The 8,370-nt window shown below is 70.8% G+C and carries 10 protein-coding genes; all 10 read right to left on the reverse strand.

All coding sequences use genetic code 11. The features are described 5' to 3' along the window. Positions 1-56: 56 nt before the first annotated feature. A complete protein-coding gene (locus ABT004_RS16270; protein WP_351336688.1) occupies positions 57-776 on the reverse strand; it encodes an SPDY domain-containing protein in 720 nt (239 codons plus the stop codon). Next, positions 773-1,450 (reverse strand): hypothetical protein, encoded by a 678-nt coding sequence (locus ABT004_RS16275; RefSeq protein ID WP_351336691.1) that lies wholly within the window; start codon positions 1,448-1,450, stop codon positions 773-775. The genes ABT004_RS16270 and ABT004_RS16275 overlap by 4 nt, the downstream gene beginning before the upstream one ends. A gap of 197 nt (positions 1,451-1,647) precedes the next feature. After that, positions 1,648-2,409, reverse strand: coding sequence for a hypothetical protein (locus tag ABT004_RS16280; RefSeq protein WP_351336693.1), 762 nt, complete (start codon positions 2,407-2,409; stop codon positions 1,648-1,650). Positions 2,410-2,490: 81 nt separating this feature from the next. Next, positions 2,491-4,278: a type IV secretory system conjugative DNA transfer family protein gene (locus ABT004_RS16285; protein ID WP_351336696.1), complete on the reverse strand. Its 1,788-nt coding sequence runs from the start codon at positions 4,276-4,278 to the stop codon at positions 2,491-2,493. Between the two features lie 50 nt (positions 4,279-4,328). After that, positions 4,329-5,099: an SPDY domain-containing protein gene (locus ABT004_RS16290; protein WP_351336698.1), complete on the reverse strand. Its 771-nt coding sequence runs from the start codon at positions 5,097-5,099 to the stop codon at positions 4,329-4,331. Then, on the reverse strand, positions 5,096-5,695 hold the full coding sequence (locus tag ABT004_RS16295; RefSeq protein WP_351336700.1) for a hypothetical protein: 600 nt from the start codon (positions 5,693-5,695) through the stop codon (positions 5,096-5,098). Before ABT004_RS16295 ends, ABT004_RS16290 begins: the two co-directional genes overlap by 4 nt. A gap of 65 nt (positions 5,696-5,760) precedes the next feature. Then, the gene (locus ABT004_RS16300) at positions 5,761-6,588 is read right to left on the reverse strand and encodes an SPDY domain-containing protein (protein WP_351336703.1); all 828 of its coding nucleotides are present in this window, start codon (positions 6,586-6,588) and stop codon (positions 5,761-5,763) included. Further along, the gene (locus tag ABT004_RS16305; RefSeq protein ID WP_351336706.1) at positions 6,585-6,932 is read right to left on the reverse strand and encodes a hypothetical protein; all 348 of its coding nucleotides are present in this window, start codon (positions 6,930-6,932) and stop codon (positions 6,585-6,587) included. Before ABT004_RS16305 ends, ABT004_RS16300 begins: the two co-directional genes overlap by 4 nt. Before the next feature lie 50 nt (positions 6,933-6,982). Beyond that, positions 6,983-7,813: an SPDY domain-containing protein gene (locus ABT004_RS16310; RefSeq protein WP_351336709.1), complete on the reverse strand. Its 831-nt coding sequence runs from the start codon at positions 7,811-7,813 to the stop codon at positions 6,983-6,985. After that, a partial coding sequence (locus tag ABT004_RS16315) for an SPDY domain-containing protein (protein ID WP_351336712.1) occupies positions 7,810-8,370 on the reverse strand: 561 nt, incomplete at its 5' end. The genes ABT004_RS16315 and ABT004_RS16310, both read right to left, overlap by 4 nt.

Here is an 8,370-nt window from a genome sequence, read left to right on the forward strand (position 1 = left end):
TCGGCCGGTTCGAGGGAGAGGGTCTTGTCGATCAGAGGTATCTCCAGGAGCGGGGATTAAGGGCAGCGACGCTTCACCGGGCGGGTGAGCTGAGCGAGGGCGTGGTCGACGTGCGGGTTGATCGCGGCTCCGCGGACCGGGGTGATCAGGTTGCTGTGCTCGTACCGTGTGCTGAGTGGCACGTCGGCGAAGGCCCGCTCCACCGCTGCGTCAGTGGCCAGGTGGGCGAAGAAGTTCTGCATGAGTCCTTCGGGCACCTCGCGGGTGAAGGTGGCCAGCGGTTGTTTCTCGAAGAAGGCGTGCCAGGCCCGCCAGGTGATGTCCTCATCGGGCGTGTGCAGGAGCTGGCAGCACCAGTCGGGTGAGGTTAGGGCACCGTCCTCGACGGACCATCCGTTGAGCGTCGCGATCTGGTCCAGGGGCATCTCCGTGATCGGGATGCGCTCGGCGCTGCGGGTGTCACCGAGCAGCTGGGGCAGGGCCTGGGTCGCGGCGGCGACGGCCTCCAGCGGGGTCTGCCTGCTGAACTGCACTTCCCAGTACGGCTCGTGGTGCGTGATCGTCCACCACTGCCCGGCGGGGTGCATGGGTTCAAAGTCGAGGAACATGCTGCCGTCGGGGCTGTCGATCTTGACGTGTCCGGTGGCGGCGTCATGCTGTGTGGGCCAGCCGAAGAGGTGGATCAGCGGGCCGATCGCGTCGGCGAGCCGGTCACCGGCGCCGGCCATATAGCGCGGGGAGACCATGACCCGGTCGTCGGGCGCGTACGCGGTCACCGGTGGGCTCCCTGCGTGACCGCGGCCTTGGGCGGGACGGCACCTGCGGTACGCAGTGCGGCATGGGGGCGCGGCCGGGCCAGGGCCTGCTGCCCCTGCCCGGTCACGGTGACCTTCTGGCCGATCACGAGCGACGTGCTGGTGTCGCGGGTGACGAGGCCGCGTTTGGCCAGGGCCCGGAAGGTGGCGATGGAGACACGCGTGCCGTCGTCGGTGGCGACCCGGGTCACGCCCAGTCCGCGGGTGGTGCTCTCGTACAGACGGCCCCCGCCGTTCAGGGCGGTGAGGGCGTCGTACTGGGCCGCAGTCAGCCCGGGACCTGCCGTCTGCTGTTCGGCCGCCGGCTTGTGTTCCTGCGCGCTGGTCAGGTCTTCGGTGATGCCGTGAGCGAGGTAGTGGCAACCGATCGCGCACAGGTCGAGCTGGTGGACGGCATCGTCGAGGTGGCCGTTCAACTTCGGGATGGCCTCGGCGTGACGGACGGTGCGTACTGCCTCGTCGTCGGCCGGGTAGCCGGCGAACGGCGCGCCTTCGTAGGGGTTGGCGAGCACGAAGTGGGCCAGGTCGGTGCCGGCGAGCGATGACGCGGACACGACCGAGGCCAGCAGTTCCAGGCTGGCCCGGCTGCCGGCGATGTTCGTGTACATGCTGTTGTCGAGCGCGGTCAGCCGCACCAGGGCGGTTGCCGTGAGGTCCTGTGCTTGGAGGAGCAGGGGGCTGATGTGGCGCAGCGCGTCCGTGCCGGGCGTGTAGGAGATGTCGCGTACGCGCGCCTTGAGGGCCTCGAAGTCGCGCGCCAGCTGCCGGAGCTGGCGGACTTGTTCGTGCAGGTCGAGTGGGGGCGTGGGGATGGGAGGGCTCCTGTGCTGTTTCAGCGGCTATGGGTGGTGGCCTGCGCGGCGGGCAGGGGCCGGGGCGTGGTTCCGGGCGCGGTGCGCGGGCCGCCGGGAGGCGCGTCGATGACCGAGGCGAGGGCGGTGATTCCGGCCGCGGTCAGGCGTACGCGGTCCAGGGGCGGGCCGCCGAAGTAGGCGCCGGGCGCCGAGCGGGCGGTTCTCTCTGCCAGGCCCTTGGTCTCCAGGGCGCGCAGGGTGCTCATCAGTACCTTGGGCTCGCGGGAGCGGGTGAATTCGCGGCCCAGAGAGCTGCTGGCCACGACGTGCCCGCAGGCGATCTCGGCCAGGGCCGTGCGGTGCGTGGCGTTCAGCCGGTCGTCGGGGGACGGCGCGGTGGCCCCGCGGCGCCGACGGGTCTGGCCGGCCAGCGTCACGGCGCAGCCGACAGCGGCTTCCGGGGCCAGCGCGGTCAGCTCGCGGGCGGTTGCGACGTTGAGGTCCACCGAGGCGTCGGCAAGAAAGGCGAGCTGCCTCAGCCGCGAAACCGTCTCGGCCAACTCGTCACTCTCATACAGCCGTTCGCCGTGGATTGCCTTGATGGCGCACTGGGTGTCGGCGGCCAGACGCTGCGCGGAGTCAGTGTGGGCTTCTGGTGCGGGAGGGGCCGTGGCGTACAGGAGAAGGTCGAGTGCGTCGTTGTGCTGGGTGTACTGGTCGGCCAGGTGGAGGAGCCGTTCGACGGGCGTGGGCGGTGGCGGCATGTCGAAGAGCAGGGATTCGGCGGGCGGCTCGGTCATGAGCGACACCGCGGATGTGGGCAGGGGTGGATGGGTCTTGCCTCCCGGTGGGTGGGGTACGGCGGTCGGCCTCGGGAGTGCCTAGGCGGCAGGGCCGAAGTCGCTCTGCTGCGGGGCGGCCTTGGCGATGGCGCGGGCGGTGATGCCCTTGGAGGCGCGGTTGGAGGCGGCGGAGAGTTCGGCGGCGCCGGGCTCGAGGTACCAGGGGCGCAGGTCGAGCATGGCCGCGCGCATGCCGGTGGCGAACGCGAGGGCGGTGCCCTTGGGCAGGGCGCGGATGGCGTCGGCGGCCAGGATGCGTTCTTGCCGCATGGACACCGAGGTGGACTTGCCGGACTCGGAGTGCGAGGTGGAGGTCGTTTCGACGTCGTGGTCGCCGATCAGGCGGGACAGCTTGTCCGCGAAATCGGGGTCGTCGATTCCGGAGCCGATGACCTTGATGGTGGAGGCGGACCACATGGCGTCCATGCCCGCGTCTCCCCAGACTTTCTGGCCCTGTCGGTAGGACTGGAGGATGGTGATCGGGATGATGCCGCGGCTGCCGAGGTGGCTGTACAGGTCCGGAAGGTCGCTGATTTTGCAGACGTTGGCTGCCTCGTCGAGGATCGCGAGCATCGGCGGATCCAGGCGTCCGCCGGCCCGCTCGGCCTGCGCGGTCGCGGATCGCATCACGCTGTCCGCGCACGCGGCGATCAGGGCGGACGCTCCGCCGCCGCCGTCCTTCGATAGCAGGTAGAGCGTGTCCGTCGAGGTGACGAACGTCCTCGGGGTGAACTCCGGCACGTCCTTCTGCGGGGTCACCCAGGCGGCGATCTGCGTGTTCAGCAGTGCGGCGGCGTATTGGCGGGCGGTCTCGTAGATGCCGTCCCTTGTTTCGGGCGGGCCTTCCACGGTGCCCTTGAGCTGGGCGGCGACCGCGGCGAAGCCGTGGTCGCGCAGGATGTCGAGCGGGGTGCGGTCTGCGGGGAAGGCGAGCCAGGCCATGACGTCGGTGATGGGCCGCTCGTCGAGCGCGGCGGCCAGAAAGAGCTGGCTCAGGATATTGCTGCCGGCCTTGGACCAGAAGTCGCCCTGCTGGGAGGCGTCCACGCTCGCAGCGAGGAAGTGCCCGGCCAACCGGCCGGCTCCGTCGAGGGTTTTGGCGTCGGCCAGGGGGTTCCACCACATGGCGCGTTCGGCGTGGGCGATCTGCTGAGGGTCCATCGACCAGGTCCGGCCGACGGCTGCCCGCGCGTCGAGGGTTGCGGTGTAGGCGTCGCCTGCGGCCTTGTTGGAGGTGAGCAGGACCGGGCCGGGCGCGTTGAGGATGGAGGGGATCGCCAGCGAGGTGGTCTTGCCGGACCGGGGCGCCATGATGGCGACGGCGACGTCCTCGTACCCCATGCGCACCTCGTGCTTCGTGCCCTGGAGATTGCCGAGGAGGATGCCGGTGTCGGCGGCGGCGATGTGCTTGGCGTCTTTGAGGCTCGGGCGTAGGGAGCGTGCCTTGTCGGTGATGGCCTTGGCCATCAGCGGCTCGATGTCGCGCTGTTTGGCCATGCCGGTGACGCGCTTCTTGCGTCCGTTGCCGCCGCGGTGTCGCTGGTAGAGCATTGCGGCGGTGATGCCGAGCGCAACGAGTACGGCGACGGGCAGGATGCGTGTGCCGATCAGCAGGGACGTGTCGCTCAGGTCCGGCCAGAGCTGGTCGGGGTGCAAGAGGGCCTGACCGGGCTGGTAGGGGGCGGCACGCGAGGAGGTGGCCCAGGCGGCGAGATTCCCGCCGAGCCAGGCGAGGTTGGACAGGGGCACGCCGACGGCGATGGCGCCGAGGAGAACCTTGAAGGCTATGTCGTAGCCGTCGGTGGACGTGGAGTTGGGCTGGGGCAAGGGCTGTTCCAGGTACGGGGAAGGAAGAGGGGCCGGTCGCGGCGGGCAGGTCAGCGCGCGTGGCCTCGTGCCGGTCCGGGCGGCGCGGGAGCGACGCCGGTCGCGCGACGGTGCCGCTCGACGAGGGCGGTGACCCGTCGCTCCAGGGCGAAGGCGACGTCGCTCGCGAGGACGTGACGGGTGTCCACGCTCATGCGGTCGCGGGCCCAGCCCGGGATGCGGCGAGGGTCACGCATGGCAGGCGCGGGGTCGGCGAGCGCGCGGGCCACAGCGGTGATGAGGTGCAGTGGCGTGGTCCCGGTGAACATGGCCCGCCAGATGGTCGGGTCCCGGACGACTGCCGTCTCGACGTGCCACAGGTCGCTGCCGGGAGTTCCAAGTCGCTCCACGCGCGTGATGCCGTCGGGGGCGGCGAGCCCGCCGAAGTGCCGGGGCGTTTCCCATCCCGCGTCCTGCAGCAGGGCAAGGGGGTCGGACGAACCGGTGGACCGCCCGGACGGGTCGGTCAGTGCGTCGGTGAAGGCGGCGATGATCTCGACGGGGGTGCGGCTCTGGAAGGTGACTGCCCAGGCGGGGTGATCCGCGGTACGCGCCTGCCGGATGCTCCACCAGTCCGGATCATCCGGATCGCCGGGAGCCAGTCGCAGTTGAGTGAGCTGGTCCGGGCTGGTGAGCAGGACGCGCGGTATCAGCGGGTCATGCCCGTAACTCCAGCCGGAGACCCGGTGCAGCGGCTCGGTGACCCAGCCGGGATCGCCGATCCCCGCGAGGTAGCGCGGGGCGATGAACGCCTGCTCGACGGTGTCGCCGGCTCCCGTCACCGCCGGACCCTGGACGGCGTGGCGGCGGCCCGGTGCACGGGCGCCGTCGCGGCCAGAGTCGGCACGGGTGTGCGGGAGTGCCGCTGCGCCAGCGCGTGGACGGCGAAGAGTGCCTGACCGTGGACGGCCCACTGGTCGAGGTAGGACCAGGCTTCTGCGTAGCTCTCGGCGAGCGGTTCGTCGTACGCCTTCGTACCGGGCTGTGCGCTCTCGGGGAGCGCGGCCTCTGCCGCGTGCCAGTCGTTGTGGACCGCGTAGAGGCCCTGCGTGGCATCCCGCAGTTCTCGGACCTGCCAGGCGTAGCGCTGGGTCCGGTCGGTGGGCGACAGATGATCGAGCTGTCGTTCGGCGACGTGCACGAGTTCGTCGGCGTGGTGGTAGACGCGGCCGAACGCGGACAGGGTGTCGGCGTCGCGTTTCTGCTGCCGCAGGCCGTACGCGTCCTCGTCGTAGGGCTGGAACGTCTGGGGGTCGGAGTGCCGCTCGGAGTAGTGGTCCCAGGCAGCGAGGATCTGCCGGCTGTGCCGCAGGTAATAGGCGAGCTGGCGCAGATAGAGCAGGTGCGCCGGGCTCGCGGGTTCGAGTGAAATGGTCAAGGAGCCTCTTGGGGCAGATAGGTGTGAGGGGCGGGGTGTGGAGCGGCAGGGACCGCTCCACACGGTCAGCGGCTCCGGGCCGGAGATCTGGCTGCCTCGGCGTCGGGCGCCGCGGCAGGCCGGGTGGTCGGCGCGGCACTGCGGCGAGCCTTGCGGGCGCTGGACCTGATGGCCTTCAGCCGTGCTTCGCGGGCAGCGGCCAGCTGTTCGCCCTGGGCGCCGCGTTCCACCTGCGTGACCAGGTGCGAGTGCGGGACGTCGTAGTGGCCACGCGAGACGGGCGCGGGGTCGACGAGGGCGGTGGCGAAGCCGACGAGCAGGTGGCGTGGGGTGCGGTCGTCGAAGTATCCGTGCCACAGCCGGTGGTGGCCGCCGAGCCCGGTGGGCAGCGCGACTTCGGCCTTCCAGCTGAAGTAGTCGCTGGTCAGCGTCGCTGACCGCTCCATGGTGGTGAGGCCGTCCGGATGGTGCGCGCGCTCATTGCCCCGCTCGTCGCGCTCGTAGGACCAGCCCGCTGATTGCAGCGTGGGCCAGATGTCCGGTTCGGTTGCGGGCTCCGGCTGCAGGAGCCCGTCGGTGAATCCGGCGATGATCTCGGCTGGCGTGTTGCCGCCGAACGACGCATGCCATCCTGCCCACGCAGTCGATGCGATCCGCCACCAAGAGCCGTACGTGTCCGGGGTGGGCTCCAGGACGAGCGTGTGCTGGTAGTCGGGGCTGGCCAGAACCACGTGGGGAAAGTCGGGGTCGCCGAAGTCTTTCCACCCGCCGGCTCGCAGCGCCTGGGTGACATGGCGCGGGTCGCCGGGGCCGGCGAGGTGGCGGGGCGTGGTGTCCCACCAGATCCGCGACCAGGGATCGTCGGCTGCGCTGGCGATATAGGGACGTGTCACGACGCCGACGGGCCGGCGGGCTCACCAGCGCGAGCGTGCAGACGCTGTACGTCCCAGTGCAGGACGTGCCAGTCGGTGGCGTCTTGGGCGGCTTCCCGGAGCCCGGCGACGATCAGGTGCATATTGTCGCTCTCCTCCTCCGCCTCCTGGGCGATGAGGCGTGCGGCGTTGCGCAGGATGTCGCCGAGCAGGATGGGGACGCCGGTGTCCTCGTCGAGGAGTTCGGCGAGCAGCGGCAGCACGTCGGCTACGGACGGATTGGTGTGCAGGTAGTTCTGGACCTGGGCCAGGGTGGCGGTCGCCTGCGCGACGTCGCCGGCGCTGGGCGCGGAGGGGTTGGGCATCAATGTCCTTGGGCGAGCGAGAGGTTGAGGTCGTTCGGGCCTGTCCCGGGTCAGCGGCGCCGCTTGTGGCGGGCCGGTCCGGGAGGCGGCGATGCTGGGTCGGGTGCGTCCGTGCGGGCGGGGCGAGCGGCTTCGAGACGCCGTAGATGCTGCAGGCGGTGCTGTTCGGGTGTGACGGAGCTGCGGCGGGAGTGGAGGAAGCCGAAGGCGTGCTGCGGTTCCTGCCCCTCCCAGCGCAGCAGCGGGGCGGGGTCGGTGAGCGCGTCGATGAACCCGGTGAGCGCCGCGGGCGGCGCGGCTTCGTCGATGGAGGCGTTCCAGATCCACCGGTGCTGCTTCTCAGAGAGGGGCACAGAGACCTGAACTGCCCAGCGGTGGATGGGTGTTTCGGCGAGCGAGGATTCGCGGGACAGGTAGGCGGTCTCGTCGGGGGACAGTGCGGTGCGCTGTCGTCCGGCCAGCTGCATGGTCCACCCGCGGCTGGCCGCCAGACGCCACAGCTCGGCTTCCTCCGGCTGGGGCCCTGTGCTGTGCAAAGCGTCGGTGAAGCCCGCGATGATTTCCACCGGGGTGTGGATGCCGAACTGGGCCGACCATGCGTAGCGGTCCTGGGCCGGGTGGACGCGCCAGGACGGCATGAACTCGTCCTGTGCGGGTTCGAGGGTGAGATGCCACTGGTGGTCGGGGCTTTCCAGCAGGACATGCGGATAGCCCGGGACCGAGTGGTTGCCCCAGCCGGACGCGAGCAGTTGCTCGGTCACGTGCCGGGGGTCGCCCCCGCCGGCCAGGTGGCGCGGCGACACCTCGTCCAGCCAGCGGACCGCGTTGACGCGGTGCAGGGTGGGCCCGTTGACGCGGGAGTTGAAGCGTTCGTGGCTCACCGCATCCGCCCCGACTTGGCGTACGGGCGGGCGCCGGGGCCTTGGGGGCGCGCCTTGTTGGTGGCGAAGGTGTTGCTGGCCCAGGTGGCGGCGCGGGCCGCGGTGATCCGAGCCTGCTGCCATGCACTGAGCTGCGAGGGAAGCACGGACACCGAGGTCGTGCGGATTCTCTGTGAGGGCGGGACGTGACCGAGGGGCCGCATTGCCGGCTGCGGGTCGGCGAGCGCGGTGCTGAACGCCTCCACCAGGTGCATGGGTGTGGTCGGCGTGAACGTCGCCTGCCAGACCGTGCCGTGCTCGTTGCGGGCGCCGGCCCACCAGTGCGCCTGTCTCGGAGTGTCCTGGTGGAAGCGGACGACGGCATCGCCGTCGGGGCTGCGGGCGGTGAAGTGCTGTCCTCGCTCGGTCTCCCAGCCCTGCGCTTCCAGCGGCGCCCACACGTTGGGGGCGTGGGCGGAGCGAGGGCGGGTCAGCGCGTCGGTGAGGCCGGCCACGATCTCGACGGGGACCTGCCGTCCGAGCGTGGCGTGCCATGCCTCCTGCGTCTTGGTCTGTTT

Origin of the sequence: Streptomyces sp. NPDC002790, from assembly GCF_040295505.1 — a bacterium.
In the GTDB taxonomy this organism is placed as follows: domain Bacteria; phylum Actinomycetota; class Actinomycetes; order Streptomycetales; family Streptomycetaceae; genus Streptomyces.